Source organism: Alkalihalobacillus sp. TS-13 (assembly GCF_019720915.1).
Taxonomy (GTDB): Bacteria; Bacillota; Bacilli; order Bacillales; family Fictibacillaceae; genus Pseudalkalibacillus.
In genome coordinates this window covers 351,711-366,669 of record NZ_JAHKSI010000002.1, presented here as the reverse complement: position 1 = coordinate 366,669, position 14,959 = coordinate 351,711, and the positions used below count along the sequence as shown (strand labels likewise).

Genomic DNA, 14,959 nt, shown 5'->3' with positions numbered 1-14,959 from the left:
TGTAACAAAAATGAAGTGTTTTAGAATTTAGCGGACACCAGAGACGTTATCTATGAACAAATGAGCTGATTTGCTAAGTTTTTAACGAAATAAGAGCGCTGGTGTCCGTTATTTTATAAAAAATTAACGAGTTTTGGAAAATAAGGTCTCCTGTGTCCGTTAACGGTCTTTATGAAACTGCTTCATCAAGGAGTCTTGATAAATTCTCTTTTTGTACAGCACTTATGGGTTAAACAAACGCTCAACAAGCGTCTTAGGTTTGGCTGTTCAAATATTACAAAGGATGGGAATTTATCGGTCATCACAAGGCTTCTTTTAGAAATGGTTCCAATGATTAATCCTCGGATTCACAAAACCTTGAAAAATCCCTTCCTTTTTTCTCCCATTCTGGTATGATAGGAAAATATTACAAACGTTTAGGGGAGTGAGAGAGTCTATGAGAATTCCAAACAAACTACAGGCTGGTGATGAGGTAAGGGTAGTTGCCCCTTCTACCAGCATGAGTATCAACCAAGAGGAAAACGCACGACATTCCATTGAGAGATTAGAAGAAATGGGGCTGCGCGTCACATTAGGGCAACATGTCAATGAATCGGATGAATTCACTTCATCCAGCATCCAATCAAGAGTAAAGGATCTCCATGATGCTTTCCAAGATCCAAACGTGAAAGCGATCCTGACATTCCTTGGTGGTTATAATGTGAACCAAATCCTCCGTTATTTGGATTATGATTTGATCCATAACAATCCGAAAATCCTTTGTGGTTACTCGGATATCACTGCACTAGGTACGGCAATCTATACACAATCCGATCTGGTCACCTATTCAGGTCCGCATTTTTCGACATTCGGTATGAAAAAAGGTCTAGAGTACACAGAAGATCTATTCAAAAAGTGCTTATTTGCAGAAGAGCCGTATGAACTCTATCCAGCAGATTATTGGAGTGACGATCCATGGTTCAGAGATCAGGAGAATCGTACATTCAATGAGCAAGGTCCATTTGATGTGCTGCAGGAGGGTGAAGCGGAAGGGACGATCATTGGCGGAAACCTTTGTACGTTGAACCTTTTGCAGGGAACGGAGTATATGCCATCTTTAAAAGATAAAATTCTTTTCATTGAAGATGATTACTTGACTCAGGACCTGACTTTCGATCGTGATTTGCAGTCATTGCTGCACTTACCTGATGCGGATAAGATCAAAGCTCTCGTCATTGGCAGGTTCCAGCCGCAATCTGATATTTCGGATGAAACGCTGCGTTTGATCATCGAACGTAAAGCTGAATTGAAAGGTATCCCAGTTATTTCGAATGTGAACTTCGGTCATACTCAGCCTACATCAATTTTCCCGATAGGTGGGAAAGCTAGAATCCTAGCAAACGGCCAAGAGTCCAAAATCGAAATACTGGAGCACTGATCGATGGACATCCGGATTTTTACAAGTATGCCTGATGAAAGGACACTTGATCAATTATGTGCGTTACACAATCTGGTGTTCAGCTCGATAAACGGCTTTCTTGAAGAACTGCAGACCAAGCACCGTCCCTGCATATTGGCGGTCTATGATAAGGAAACACCGATCGGTTATAAAATCGGGTATGAACGGAAGGCGAACCATTTTTATAGCTGGTTAGGTGGTGTTCATCCTGATCAGAGAGGTAAAGGTGTAGGCGAGGAACTTCTCATCCGTCAACATGACTGGTGTAGGAAGCACGGGTATAAGACGATCCGGACACATACAAAAAACAAGTGGCGGAGCATGCTGATTCTTAATATCAAAAACGGATTTGACGTTATCGGTACGTTTACGGATGAGAAAGGTGACCCGAAAATCATATTGGAAAAACAGTTGTAAAAACAGGGGCTGATGTGATCAGCCCCTGTTTTTTATATATTCGCTTTTTTAACAGTGAAGTCTTCTTCTGGATAATATGCGTTTTTTACAAGAATGTTAGGTCCGAGGCATTGGACGGCTGGGCAGTGGCAATTGACGGTTTGAGCCAACCTGCTTTTCATCCATCGGGCATAGATATCTTGTAAGCGATCCTCCTGAATATTTCCGAGTGGAGGTGCGTCACCAAAATCAGTGACGATCACACTTCCGTCGAAAATGTTAACATTCAGACGGGAGCGTCCATCGGGATCATTCCTGACAGTGACATTCTTTTCGTTGTATAACCGGTTCAACAGAATCAAGTCCTCTTCCTTATCACTGCACGCGTAAAAAGGGAGGGTTCCGAACAGCATCCACGTGTTACGGTCCCGAGAATCCAGCAATCGATGGATGCCTTTACGGATCTCAGGGAGCGTCGCCGCCTCTAAACCGCTCGCGAAATCACTAGGGTACATAGGGTGGACTTCATGCCGCTGACAGCCCATGTCAACGATCTGTTCATGAATCGCTTCGAGATGGGGCAAAGTCCGTTTGTTCAGCATTGTTTCCGCAGAGACAATCACCCCTTCACTTGTGAGAGCTTTCGCATTTTCCACCATCCGATGGAAGTAGTGCTCCCGTTGAGAATTAGTAGGCTTTTTCTTCATCATTGCAAATCCAATTTCGCTAAAATCCTCAATTGAACCATAGTTATGAGAAATATGTAGTACATCTAAATAAGGTGTAATCAGTTCATACCGTTTCAAATCAAGGGTGAGGTTCGAATTGATCTGGGTCCTGACGCCTCTTTCATGCGCATAACGGAGTAATGGAACGACATGGTTTTTAACGGATTTCATGGAGAGCATCGGTTCGCCGCCCGTAATACTGATCGAACGAAGGTGAGAAATTTCTTCAAGCCGACGTATCATCAAATCGACCGGAAGTGCATCCGGGTCTTTCGGCTGTAATGTATAGCCTACTGCGCAATGTTCACAACGCATGTTGCAGATTGTTGTTGTCGTGAATTCAATATTGCTCAACACCATTTGCCCGTGTTCAGTGACATCCAGATAAGCCTCCCACGGATCATTTTCCGGTGTGATTTTGGGTGAATGTGTTTCTTTTATCATGAAAAGAACTCCTTTGATGACGTAATTCTCTACCCACTATACCATGAATACTTTTCAGAAATGGCGGTTGCGCAATATTCTTATAATTTCTTTGTCATGACGATGCTGTTTTCTTCATAACCGAGTTTTTTGTAAAGTGCAATAGCTCCGGTATTTTGACCGAATACGTGTAGTCCGACTTTATTCGCTCCTAAATCCTTCGCTTTATTATGCAGTTCATCTAATGTTTGTGTACCATAACCCTTACCACGCTTATCCGGATCCATCCAAATTTCATAGATAAAGACCTGGCGCTCCTGTTCCTTGTAGTTATACCAGATCACCCCGACATTTTCATTTGTCTGATCATCCACGACATGAAGGAGATATTGATTTTCCGTATGTAAGCCATCCTTTAATAACTCATCGAATTGTTTGGTTGCATTTTCGGTTGCCTTCTCAATCGGCATGTCGTAATTCTTCCTCATGTTTTCAATATACTCATTGAGTGAACGATCTCGAAAGGCTTGAAACTCCTGATTTGTCATCTGTTGAAATCGAATCATGGAAAAACCTCCTTTTTACCATGTTACCATATTATGTGAGAAGAGATTCCGAAGCGTCTTATTCGTGTAACACGGTTGAATTGTGTAATAATAATGAAAAAAGGAGGAGGATATGGAATGAAAGCGATCGTACATACGAATCCAAAAGGCATGGAAGGTATGAATGTACAGTCATTCGAGTCTCCCGTTTTAAAAGATGATGAAGTGAAAGTCCAGTTGAAAGCTGCTGGCTTGAACCATCGGGATCTGTTCGTCCTACATCGACATGGAGAAGATGAAGGACCTTTTGTTGTCGGGTCAGATGGAGCAGGAATCGTAACGGAAACCGGTTCTAGTGTGACAGCCGTTTCCGTAGGAGATGAAGTTGTCATAAACCCTGGCCTTGGTTGGCAGAAAAATTCACCAGCCCCGCCAGAGGGATTCGGCATTTTAGGCTATCCTTCGAATGGGACGTTTGCTGAAGAAGTGGCAGTGCCAGCAAATCAGGTTGAGCCGAAGCCTGAACATCTGAGCTGGGAAGAAGCGGGGGTATTGCCGCTAGCTGCCTTAACGGCTTACCGAGCGCTCTTTACCAGAGGAAACCTTCAAGAAGGGGACCATCTGTTGCTCCCAGGAGTCGGGAGTGGCGTCATCACGTTCATTTTACAATATGCAAAAGCAGTCGGGGCGAAAGTCACTGTCACTTCCAGAAGCGAAGAAAAACGGAACCAGGCTTTAAAACTTGGGGCTGATCACGCAATAGACAGTGAATCAAACTGGGATGAAGCGATGAAAGGTGAAAAAGCCGATCTGGTGATTGAGAGTGTAGGTGCTGCAACGTTCCAGAAATCGCTTGAACAAGTGAAACCGGGGGGCACAGTTGTCACATTTGGGGCTTCAGCTGGAGATGAGGTAACGATCAACATCCGCAATTTCTTTTATGGCCAATACAATTTATTAGGGTCTACCATGGGGAGCCATGAAGAATTCAAAGAAATGCTCTCTTTTATCAAAAAATACAATATCAAACCTGTAATGGATCGAACATTTTCATTAGATGAGGCACACGAAGCGTTCAAAAGATTGGAAGACGCGAAACAGTTCGGAAAAATAGGATTCACGATTTGAACATGAAAAGGATTGAACGATGGCCACCAACAGCCACGTCCAATCCTTTCTTTTTTACATTTGGTTTGTTATATTTATTGTTGATTTTTGCGAAATTCACTACCTTTCCGCAGGCAAACGATAGGCCGTCTACTACGAAAGAAGATTCCAGAATGAAAGGGCAACAAAGATAAAAGCAAGGACAGCGATAGTTCCAGCAAGTAACGGACGAAAAAGATCCATGAATGTGTTCATATGTAATCTACCCCTTTAAAAAAGTTTATTTGTCTATATAGACGAATAAACCGCGAACAGGTTTCAGGTTTATTACGAATATTACATAAATGTTACGAAAGAACTAGAATCTATTTTAAATAATAGTCAAAAAAAACTATAAAATTTTTGTTTTTTTAAGTTTAAAAAATTATGGACGGGGTATCCTTATACTAACAACCTTTTATCCCCCTAACCCCTAAACCCTAAGAGAAAACCTCTTCCGAAATCGGAGGAGGTTTTTTCGTACTTGAAGCACTTCTTCAGTGTCAGTGCAACTATCGCTCATTCTCCGCTAAGGCTTGGCTTTAATCAGAGGAATGTTTTTGTGTTTTGTTGATAAAAACTTGTTTTTGTAGTTAATTTCGGATTTTTGGAGATAAATCCTCGTTTTTGTTGGTAATTTCAAATTTTTGTAATTTACTATCTGTTTTTTGTAGATAAATCAGAATTTCATATGAGTTGACCTATCATTTTCCCTTATTTACCTCTGCATTTTATGAATAATTATCATCCAATTATGTCTTAATTAATCTGTTTTCACCCATAGTCTGATTAAAACACCGATTTTGAAGTAGGGACTGAGCATTTTGGAAAGGTTTAAGTTTTGCTGGGAATTCCCAAAACCGTCCTAACTTGGGCAGGACCTTGGCTGCACAGAGAATTCTTAGAATCTTTCCTTGTGCTGATTCAACTTTCCCTACAAGACACCGGACTTACATTCCATCCTTGTAATTTGAGCTGAGTAGTTTAGGCTATTTTGATCGAATCTCCTCAATAAGGAGGGAAAGCTTTTCATTCAGCTCATAGTCACTTGCTTGTTTTTGTTTCATGAATTTGATGAAAGTGATCAACACATAAATACATAACCCGAATAGACCGATTATGAAAAGAATATAGAGTAGACCAAAAATACTTGAAGCAAGCGTCATCAATTTTCTCCTCCTAATGTATATTTCCTTCTATTGATTATAACAGAAATTACCATATTAGATGCTAAAAAAACGATGAACAGCAAAGTGTCATCGTTTCTCCATTTATACGTACTTGGTCATGATACGCAGCATAAATACGGAAGATAGTGAGATCAGAATACCCAGGATGATCCAGGCATAGATCCCGATCAATTGTGCTAATAGAGCCGCTAAGAAAATCATCACTCCGATGGTCATCACATATAGTCCAGCTGCCTTTGCCAATCCTTTTTTATCCTCGATCGAGCTTTCATCATAATGTTTGATAAGGAATATGGATTTTTTTAACCAAAATCCTGCTCCTAACAGAAACAAGCTGCCCCCAATTAAAAAAACCGCAACGAGTTGTTTTGTAACCATTCTTTGACCACCTTTAACGTTATCTGTTTACTACTTTACATAAGGATTTGTATGGTGTAAACGATTTTCCGAAACAAAACGATCTGTGGGTTATCAACCTGCTGGAACGGGTATGAAAGGTGTAAAGGAGGTGTCGGGTGATGTGGATGATGGTTCTGATTCCGCTTTTAATTGTCCTGATCGTTGCCATCTACTATGAGTATACGAATAAAAAGAAAGATGATCTCCATTTGAACTCACGTGAACACCAGGAACGGCCATCTCAAGCCAAAATGAATGAAACACAACACCGTCATACAGGCGGGGAGAGAAGTGAACCTCCGCCAACATAATCAATGGGAAATTGAATTTTTAGCCAAACACTCAGAAACATTCAGCACCTTGAAGGGTTGAACGTTGTGAGCCGTTTGGCTTTTCGTTTGTCTCCATCTATTTTATACTGATATACATATTTTCCCTGCGGAATGCTCTGTATTTTTGATAAACTAAAGTGAGATACGTAGTACAAGGGGTGTTGAATTGAAATGGACCAAACAGGGCTTGTGTTAGAAGGTGGAGGCATGCGCGGTGTTTATACTGCTGGTGTCTTGGAATATTTTATGGAACAGGATTTCTATCTTCCATATGTGATCGGTGTATCTGCCGGTGCCTGTAATGCTGCTTCTTATCTGTCCCGACAATTTGGGCGTAATAAGAAGGTTACGATCGGTTTTTCGAAGCATCCTGAATATATTTCATTGAAAAATTTATGGAAGAAACGCCAGTTATTCGGTATGGACCTGATTTTTGATGAAATCCCGAATAAGCTTGTACCGTTCGACTATGACAAATTCCATGAGGCGAAGGAACGATTCGTCATCGGAACGACAGATTGCATGACGGGTGAACCGGTCTATTTTGAGAAATCGGAATACATGGATCAAATTTTGCCTATCCTGCGAGCTTCAAGCTCATTACCATTCATGGCACCGGTCATTGAAATGGAGAACCGCTGCTTGATGGATGGAGGGATATCGGACCCGATTCCGATCCGAAAATCAGAACTGGACGGAAACAAGAAGAATATACTGATCCTTACGCGGAACGATGGTTATATTAAACAGCAATCAAGAATGAACTGGTTTACTAGGAAGTTCTATCCGACATATGAAGGGCTCGTCAACAAAATGGAGAAACGATTTCAGGTCTACAATGAAACGATGACTTATATAAAAGAGAAAGAAAAGGCTGGTGATGTCTATGTCATCCGTCCGACTGAGCCACTGAAAGTGAGCCGGATCGAAAGAAACCCAGTCAAACTGACGGCACTTTATGACCAGGGGTATCAGGATGCCGCCAAGCATTTAAATGCTTTGAAAGAATGGATCGGTACTCGAGAAAAAACGTTGGAGGTAACAACTTAACTCATTAATTTTAAAATAATGTTTAATTCGTCGAAATAAGGGTATGGGAAAATGTTAAACATTTTCTCGAGGGGGTTGGAAATGAGTATCAGAGCACTAGCCGAAAAAATTTTATTTGAAAAAGAAACCATAGCCGAGAAGACCCGTACGATTTTCACAGAAAAAACAGGACTTCATTTGAACGAACAAGTAACGAATGATCACGTTTTGCTCGCAGAGTTTGTTGCAAGTGGATTAACAGCCGAAGATACAACAAAGTTAGATGACTTGATGAGAGAATGGGCAGAGAGAGCCAGTGAGAATACACTTAAAGAAAACAAACAATTTGAACATTCCTTTGAACGGTTTCAGATTTTTAAAAATCAGATTTGGATCATCATCGAAAACCAATTGGATGGAGAATCGCCAACTAATAAAGAGCTATTCCGTATCCTTCGTAAGGTTGAGCTTATGATTGATAAAGCTGGATTTGAGTATGTCCGGGCAATGGTCCAAAACTTCGAAACCAAGGTGACTGATTTCGAAAAGACAATGAAGAAAGACAAACAACTTATAGCAGACTTATCTGTACCAATCATTCCATCAATTGTACCTAACACCATTTTGGTACCGATTGTCGGACTGCTTACGAATGAACGTTTTGAAATATTGAGGCAAAAGTTATTGAATAACATTCCTGAGCAAAATGCTGAATCGATTGTTTGTGACTTTACAGGAGCAGTCATTCCGGAAAACGGAGAGTTCCACATGGGTGATCTAGCTCACCAGATTGAACAGATTACGAAGGCGTTATCCTTGATGGGTGTAGAAATCATTTATGTCGGTTTTTCATCAAGACTCGTACAAGAAATCGTACGCTCTGGTGTCACGATTGATGCTGAAACATTCTCGACATTCAGAACGGGCTTGAAATATCTTGCGAACCAAAAGAAATGGCAACTTGACGAGCAGCATTTAGATGAAATGGAAGAGGACGAAGCTGAAAAACCAGTTGAAACACTTCCTCCCACGCCAACAATAACTTGAATTCGGACAGAAACAGGTGAAAAACCCTGTCCGAAATAAGTGCAATTTTAAGTGTATATCTTGTAAAACCTCCTGATTCTAAGGGGGTTTTTATATATTTTTTGGTGAACATCGAAGTCAGTATATCCTGTGCAAGTGGACGAGGGGATCACCCGTAAAGCGAGTATATTTCCAAAAACAAAAATCTATGCGAAAACAGCCTTTAAGAATGCTGATCTTTTGGGAAGTAAGTATGAACTAAAGATTGTTCAATACCCATTCATTGACATCATGAGAGGAATTGATAAGAATAGAGTTAGTACATAATAGGAGGAAGCATAATGGCTAAGAAAAAGAAATCAGTATACAAGCCACCTAAAAGAAGCAACAAAGGATTCATCATCGTTATTGCCAGCATCTTCGTATTGGTAGCTGTCCTATTGATTATCATCAGTAACCAGGAAGGTAAGCAGCCAGAGTCCGGAAGCGATGGAAATAATCAAGAAATTGATGTCACCTATGAAGGGCAGCCTACTGTCGGGGAAGAGGATGCTCCAGTCAAGATCGTAGAGTTTTTCGATTTCAAATGCCCGCACTGTGCAGAGTTTGCTGAACAGGTTTATCCGCAAATCAAAGCGGATTACCTTGATACAGGAAAAGCACAAATGACATTCATCAATAAACCGTTCATGGGAGCCGATTCCTTTACTGCTGCTTTAGTTGGTGAAGCAGTCTTTGCTCAAAAGCCTGATGCGTACATGGAATATTATGACCTTGTACTTGAAAATCAGGGCAATCCAAACGAGGCATGGGCAAGTGAGGAATTTCTCGTCAGTTTGGTTGAAAAGAATATGGAAGACATCGATATCGAAAAGTTGAAGACGGATATGGAAGACCAAGCTATCCGTGAAAAAGTGGAACAGGATCGTCAAGAAAGCAGTGCAGTTGAAAGTACTCCGACTATCCTCGTGAATGGAAAAATGGTTGATCTCCATTACGAAGATGGAATAAAGCCAGCGATTGAAGCGGCTTTGGAAGAAGCAAATGAATAACAAACGAGTCGGGATCGCCTGGATCATTTCTTTGACAGCATTTCTCGGTAGCCTCTATTTCAGTGAAATAGCTGGATTCGTCCCATGTGAATTTTGCTGGTATCAAAGGATTCTGATGTATCCATTAGCGATCCTCCTCGGAATCGGTTGGTACATCGAGGACAGGAAACTTCCATATTATGTCCTCCCATTCAGCGTAATCGGTGTAGGGGTCTCGACTTTTCATTATCTGCATCAAAAAACAGAATGGTTTACCCAGGCTGTTGCTTGTACACAGGGCGTCCCGTGCTCTGGAGCGTATATCAACTGGTTTGGATTCATCACGATCCCGTTCCTTGCGCTGATTGCTTTCATATCGATAACAGTCATCATGATCACCATTCTGAAAAAGGAATTAAATGATGAAGAGAGCCTTTAAGTGGCTCTCTTTTTTATTATGAGCTTTGTTAAAGAATGATGTTGATTTCTTCGAAATTCACTCCCTTTCCGCGGGCACAAGAAAAGCGGAAGCGACCCGTTTAGTTACGCAGGTCACTGGAGGACTGACGAGGAGGCTCGAACCAAACAAAGACTTGGTTCTGCGTGGGCTAACTCATAAGGATGTCAATCAATGTGTTGCCGCCGCAGGAAGTTTGAAGTGATCCAAGGGACTGGTCGCTGAGCTAGACATCACTTCATTGCATTAACCTACTTCACAAGCCTCCTCACGAACTTGCAGTTCGTTGCGGGGTCTCACTTGGCTCGCTTTTCCCGCAGGAGTGTCGCAAATTTCGCTTAAGCAACATTTTGGCCGGTTTTGTTCCTGAAGTTTTTCAGGTCAGAATGTTTGTTCATGTCATGACGGTTGGATACCATAAAGATATTAAACAATTAAAGAAGTTAGGGTGAATGTAATGAATGAAACAATCAATACAATTTTGAATCATCGGAGCATCCGTGTATTTAAAGATGAACCACTGACTGATAAACAGATCTCTCTTATCGTCCAAAGCGCACAATCGGCAGCAACCTCAAGTTATCTGCAGGTCTATTCGATCATCGGCGTTAAGGATCCTGCTAAGAAAAAGAAACTGGCTGAATTGGCGGGGAATCAAGAATACGTCGAAAAGAACGGTTATTTCTTCGTGTTTTGTGCAGATCTGCATCGTCATAAATTAGCTGTAGAGATGGAAGGCTTATCGGAAAAAGATATTGAAGAAACAGTGGAATCCACCGAAAAATTCATAGTTGGTACGATTGATGCAGCACTTGCTGCTCAAAATGCTGTGCTTGCTGCAGAATCGATGGGGCTTGGCATCTGTTACATCGGGGGTCTCCGTAATCGCCTTGATGAAGTCGTAAAGGTGTTGAACACACCAGAAAGAGTCATACCCTTGTTTGGACTTTGTGTCGGGGTGCCCGACCAGAATCCTGGTAAAAAGCAACGCCTGCCGATGGAGAATGTCTACCATGTCGATGAATATCAGCAGGATGATGAACTGTTCAAAAAACAACTTGCTTCATACAATGAAGATATTTCAGCTTATTACCATGAGCGTACACAGGGTAAACGATCGAACTCATGGACCGAAATAATTGCTGGTAAAATGACGAAGCCGGTGAGAATGTACATGAAGGAGTTTTTGAAAAGCATCAAAATCCCATTGAAATGATCCTGCGAATACGTTAAAGAAAATCAACAAAAACTACCTCTATAACCTACAAAGATGGAGGTTTCAACATGACAAAACGTAAGCAGCAAAAGGATAAAACAACCCACCACAATCAAACACCGAAGGAAAGCCTGCCGGATTTTGAAATTGCTGAAGAAATGGCGAAGGGCCCGAACAAACTTCGACAAGAGGATCTGCCGAAGCGAGAAGAACAAGAATTTTAAGAAGAAAAGACTCACTGGAATCATCAATTATGATGTTCTAGCGAGTCTTTTTTATTTAGTTCGACCTTATTAAAATCTTATTCAGTTCACCAGCTTGTTGGATCGCTTGGATATCGTTTGCGACCTCGCCTGGTTTATTCGCTTGTCCGATGATATAGCCCGCAAATTCCAATGACACAAACTCAAAGATGTAGTTGAACTGTTGGATGAGCGGCAATGCTTTGATCTTCGGGTTATCTCCGCCACAGCAGATCACATAAGCTTTCTTTTTGCTTAGACTATCCTTGAAATCATATCTGGTATCCCGCATGTTTTGAGAAAAACGATCGATCAGATCCTTCATCATTCCAGACATCCCGTACCAATAAACAGGAGTAGAAAAGACGAGGATATCGTGGTCGAGTATCAATTTGACGATATGATCGTTGTCATCCTCAATAGGCTGAAATCCGCCGGGCTCATGACGAAGATCATCAATCGGCTGGATTGTGAAATCACTCAAGTGGATGTGGGTGGCATCTAACCCTTGAAGGGCTTTTCTCGTCAATTGTTCTGTATTCCCCTTCGGTCTCGAACTACCATGAATTGCAAGTATTTTCATTTGGATATACCTCCCCTGAAGACTTTGCTTTTTACAGCATAGCTAAATGGCTAATTAATTGCGAGCATTCTTACTCGATAATCGAAACAAGTTCTTTGCATCCTCTAGAGCGGTCTGTTAACCTCAGAGACCAATTGAATAGTCGGGAGAAATTTTTAAAACAAAATACTTGAAAGTCAAAGAAGGTCAAACTATAATATATTTAAAAGTCAAAGATAGTCAAAGTCAACTTTGATCAAAAACAAAAATATGAACTGGTTATGTTCAATACTAAGGTTGATTTTAATGGAAATAGCGACCCTCCTGCGGGAAAAGCGAGCCAGACAAGACCCCGCAACGAATTAAGGATCTTCGACTAAAAGCCACCACGTCCTGCGCTTGCTGTTACTCGGCGCAAAACTACAAGGATGGAATCTAAGTCCGAGGTCTTGTGGTAACGTTGAAGCCAGCACTTCCTGTGTAAGTGAGTGATTTCAAAAATCAACCAAAACAAAGAAAAAAGAGCTAAATATATTAAAGGAGGTCATTGATATGCGTTGTCAAAAATGTCAAGTTAACGAAGCCAATGTAAGAATGACTCTTCACATAAATGGGGTAACGAAACAATTGCGTCTCTGCCCTTCATGCTATAAAGAAATCCAAAACGACATGAAGCAGCCAAGCGGTTTAGGTGGTTTCGGTCACAGTCCGATGGGCTTCAATATGGAAGATTTCATGGCACAAAAGGAACCTCAAGCAGGTCAAGGGGCTGGATCTAATAAAGGTCAAGGAGGTCTTCTTGATGATCTAGGTCGAAATCTAACAGATGCAGCTAAAGCTGGGTTGATTGATCCTGTCATCGGCCGGAATCAAGAAGTGAAACGGGTCATCGAAATCTTGAACCGTCGGAATAAAAACAACCCTGTGTTGATCGGTGAGCCAGGTGTAGGTAAGACAGCGATTGCAGAAGGTCTCGCATTGAAGATTGCTGAACAAGATACACCTAAGAAGCTTCTCAACAAGCAGGTTTATCTGTTGGATGTTTCATCACTTGTCGCGAATACAGGGATCCGCGGTCAATTTGAAGAGCGGATGAAACAGTTGATTTCAGAAGTTCAACAACGTAAAAACGTTATCCTTTTCGTAGATGAAATCCACTTGTTAGTAGGAGCAGGCTCAGCTGAAGGATCCATGGATGCAGGGAACATCCTGAAGCCAGCTCTTGCACGAGGAGAGCTACAACTAGTTGGTGCGACAACATTGAAGGAATATCGTCAAATCGAAAAGGATGCTGCACTCGAGCGTCGTTTCCAACCAGTCATGGTGAAAGAGCCGACTGTCGATGAAGCAGTCGAAATTTTAAAAGGATTGAGGGAAAAATACGAGCAGTATCACGATATCCGTTATACAGATGAAGCGTTGATTGCATGCGTAACTCTATCCCAGCGCTATATCCAGGATCGATTCTTGCCAGATAAAGCGATCGACCTCATGGATGAAGCCGGTTCAAAAATGAACTTGAAATTCGCTGGTAATGCAACTTCTGACGATATCGAAGAACGGCTTGCGGCAATTGCTAAGGAAAAAGAAGAAGCGACACATCAAGAAGATTACGAGCGTGCTGCTAAGCTCCGCGATGAAGAGTTGAAGCTGCAAGAACAGACAGCAACATCAACAGAAGAGAAACCAGAGGTTAAGCTTGAAGATGTGCAATGGATCGTCGAAGAGAAGACTGGTATTCCAGTGCGCAAGCTTCAGGATGAAGAACAGAACAAGTTGAAGAATTTCGCTGAAAGTCTTGGTTCAAGTGTCATCGGACAAGAAGAAGCGGTACAGAAGGTTGCAAAAGCAATCCGACGCAGTCGTGCAGGTTTGAAGTCGAAAGCCCGTCCGATCGGCTCATTCCTATTCGTAGGACCTACTGGTGTAGGTAAAACCGAATTGACGAAGACACTTGCGAAAGAATTGTTCGGTTCGAAGGATGCCATGCTCCGTCTTGACATGAGTGAGTACATGGAAAAACACTCTGTGTCGAAGTTGATCGGTTCGCCTCCGGGATATGTCGGCCATGAAGAAGCGGGGCAACTGACAGAGCGCGTGCGAAGAAATCCTTACAGTATCATTCTACTAGATGAGATTGAAAAAGCGCACCCGGATGTCCAGCACATGTTCCTTCAAATCATGGAAGATGGCCGACTCACTGATAGCCAAGGTCGCACAATCAGCTTTAAAGATACAGTCATCATCATGACAAGTAATGCGGGTACTGGAGATAAGAAAATCAAAGTCGGCTTCGAAAAGCAGGGCACTGAAGCGATTTCCATCCTTGAGAATCTTGGGGATTACTTCAAGCCGGAATTCTTGAACCGCTTTGATGCAATCATCCAGTTCAACGAATTGAATGAAGAACACCTTGTACAAATTGTTGATCTGATGCTGGATGATATCCGTGAAATGGTGAAGGAAGATGGTCATGAAATCGAGGTTACAGATGAAGCGAAGAAACAAATCGTCCACCTTGGTTATGATCCTCGATTCGGTGCCCGACCAATCCGAAGAGTCCTTCAAGAAAAAGTGGAAGATGGCATTGCAGATCTTCTGCTGGATGATGAAGAGCTCACAAAAATCAAAGTCGATTATATCGATGAGGAAATCGTGGTCCAAAAAGGATAAGAATAATGAAGGAAGAGCTGAATCGCTCTTCCTTTTTCATATTACATATCGCCGTTTACAAATATGATCCGGCATTTTACAAATATCGTAGCTGGATTTACAAATATCACAGATCCTCGTTACTCG

Annotated in this window: 16 protein-coding genes; 11 read left to right on the top strand and 5 right to left on the bottom strand. The window is 41.7% G+C overall.

All coding sequences use genetic code 11. The annotated features are described in order from the left end of the window. Positions 1-436 precede the first annotated feature (436 nt). Positions 437-1,417 (top strand): S66 family peptidase, encoded by a 981-nt coding sequence (locus KOL94_RS18590; protein WP_221568139.1) that lies wholly within the window; start codon positions 437-439, stop codon positions 1,415-1,417. A 3-nt stretch (positions 1,418-1,420) separates the two neighbouring features. Then, positions 1,421-1,855 (top strand): GNAT family N-acetyltransferase, encoded by a 435-nt coding sequence (locus tag KOL94_RS18585; protein ID WP_221568137.1) that lies wholly within the window; start codon positions 1,421-1,423, stop codon positions 1,853-1,855. Positions 1,856-1,887: 32 nt separating this feature from the next. On the opposite strand, the gene yfkAB is transcribed toward KOL94_RS18585, so the two are convergent. After that, on the bottom strand, positions 1,888-3,006 hold the full coding sequence (gene yfkAB, locus KOL94_RS18580; RefSeq protein WP_221568135.1) for a radical SAM/CxCxxxxC motif protein YfkAB: 1,119 nt from the start codon (positions 3,004-3,006) through the stop codon (positions 1,888-1,890). 80 nt (positions 3,007-3,086) lie between these two features. After that, entirely contained in the window at positions 3,087-3,551 is a 465-nt protein-coding gene (locus KOL94_RS18575) for a GNAT family N-acetyltransferase (RefSeq protein ID WP_221568133.1), read from the bottom strand. 117 nt (positions 3,552-3,668) lie between these two features. Here KOL94_RS18575 and KOL94_RS18570 point away from each other — a divergent pair, with 117 nt between their 5' ends. After that, complete coding sequence (locus KOL94_RS18570) at positions 3,669-4,658, top strand: zinc-binding dehydrogenase (RefSeq protein WP_221568131.1); 990 nt, start codon at positions 3,669-3,671, stop codon at positions 4,656-4,658. 1,007 nt (positions 4,659-5,665) lie between these two features. Here KOL94_RS18570 and KOL94_RS18565 read toward each other — a convergent pair. Beyond that, the gene (locus tag KOL94_RS18565; protein WP_221568130.1) at positions 5,666-5,842 is read right to left on the bottom strand and encodes a hypothetical protein; all 177 of its coding nucleotides are present in this window, start codon (positions 5,840-5,842) and stop codon (positions 5,666-5,668) included. Positions 5,843-5,947: 105 nt separating this feature from the next. After that, the gene (locus KOL94_RS18560) at positions 5,948-6,244 is read right to left on the bottom strand and encodes a DUF3784 domain-containing protein (RefSeq protein ID WP_221568129.1); all 297 of its coding nucleotides are present in this window, start codon (positions 6,242-6,244) and stop codon (positions 5,948-5,950) included. Between the two features lie 140 nt (positions 6,245-6,384). Between KOL94_RS18560 and KOL94_RS18555 the strand changes: the two genes are divergently transcribed. The 7 genes from KOL94_RS18555 (at position 6,385) to KOL94_RS18525 (ending at position 11,580) form a co-directional block, all read left to right on the top strand. Beyond that, positions 6,385-6,576, top strand: coding sequence for a hypothetical protein (locus KOL94_RS18555; RefSeq protein ID WP_221568127.1), 192 nt, complete (start codon positions 6,385-6,387; stop codon positions 6,574-6,576). 192 nt (positions 6,577-6,768) lie between these two features. Further along, positions 6,769-7,647 carry a patatin-like phospholipase family protein gene (locus tag KOL94_RS18550; RefSeq protein WP_221568125.1) on the top strand — a complete coding sequence of 293 codons (879 nt, stop codon included), beginning with the start codon at positions 6,769-6,771 and terminating at the stop codon, positions 7,645-7,647. An 81-nt stretch (positions 7,648-7,728) separates the two neighbouring features. Beyond that, the gene (locus tag KOL94_RS18545; RefSeq protein ID WP_221568123.1) at positions 7,729-8,673 is read left to right on the top strand and encodes an STAS domain-containing protein; all 945 of its coding nucleotides are present in this window, start codon (positions 7,729-7,731) and stop codon (positions 8,671-8,673) included. Between the two features lie 320 nt (positions 8,674-8,993). Then, positions 8,994-9,704 carry a DsbA family protein gene (locus tag KOL94_RS18540; protein WP_221568121.1) on the top strand — a complete coding sequence of 237 codons (711 nt, stop codon included), beginning with the start codon at positions 8,994-8,996 and terminating at the stop codon, positions 9,702-9,704. Beyond that, on the top strand, positions 9,697-10,122 hold the full coding sequence (locus tag KOL94_RS18535; protein WP_221568119.1) for a disulfide oxidoreductase: 426 nt from the start codon (positions 9,697-9,699) through the stop codon (positions 10,120-10,122). Before KOL94_RS18540 ends, KOL94_RS18535 begins: the two co-directional genes overlap by 8 nt. Positions 10,123-10,597: 475 nt before the next feature. Beyond that, positions 10,598-11,356, top strand: a complete 759-nt coding sequence (nfsA, locus tag KOL94_RS18530; protein ID WP_221568118.1) for an oxygen-insensitive NADPH nitroreductase — start codon at positions 10,598-10,600, stop codon at positions 11,354-11,356. Between the two features lie 68 nt (positions 11,357-11,424). After that, positions 11,425-11,580 (top strand): hypothetical protein, encoded by a 156-nt coding sequence (locus tag KOL94_RS18525; protein WP_221568116.1) that lies wholly within the window; start codon positions 11,425-11,427, stop codon positions 11,578-11,580. Positions 11,581-11,635: 55 nt separating this feature from the next. On the opposite strand, the gene KOL94_RS18520 is transcribed toward KOL94_RS18525, so the two are convergent. After that, positions 11,636-12,181 (bottom strand): flavodoxin family protein, encoded by a 546-nt coding sequence (locus tag KOL94_RS18520; RefSeq protein ID WP_221568114.1) that lies wholly within the window; start codon positions 12,179-12,181, stop codon positions 11,636-11,638. Between the two features lie 531 nt (positions 12,182-12,712). Between KOL94_RS18520 and KOL94_RS18515 the strand changes: the two genes are divergently transcribed. Further along, complete coding sequence (locus KOL94_RS18515) at positions 12,713-14,833, top strand: ATP-dependent Clp protease ATP-binding subunit (RefSeq protein WP_221568113.1); 2,121 nt, start codon at positions 12,713-12,715, stop codon at positions 14,831-14,833. Positions 14,834-14,959 lie beyond the last annotated feature (126 nt).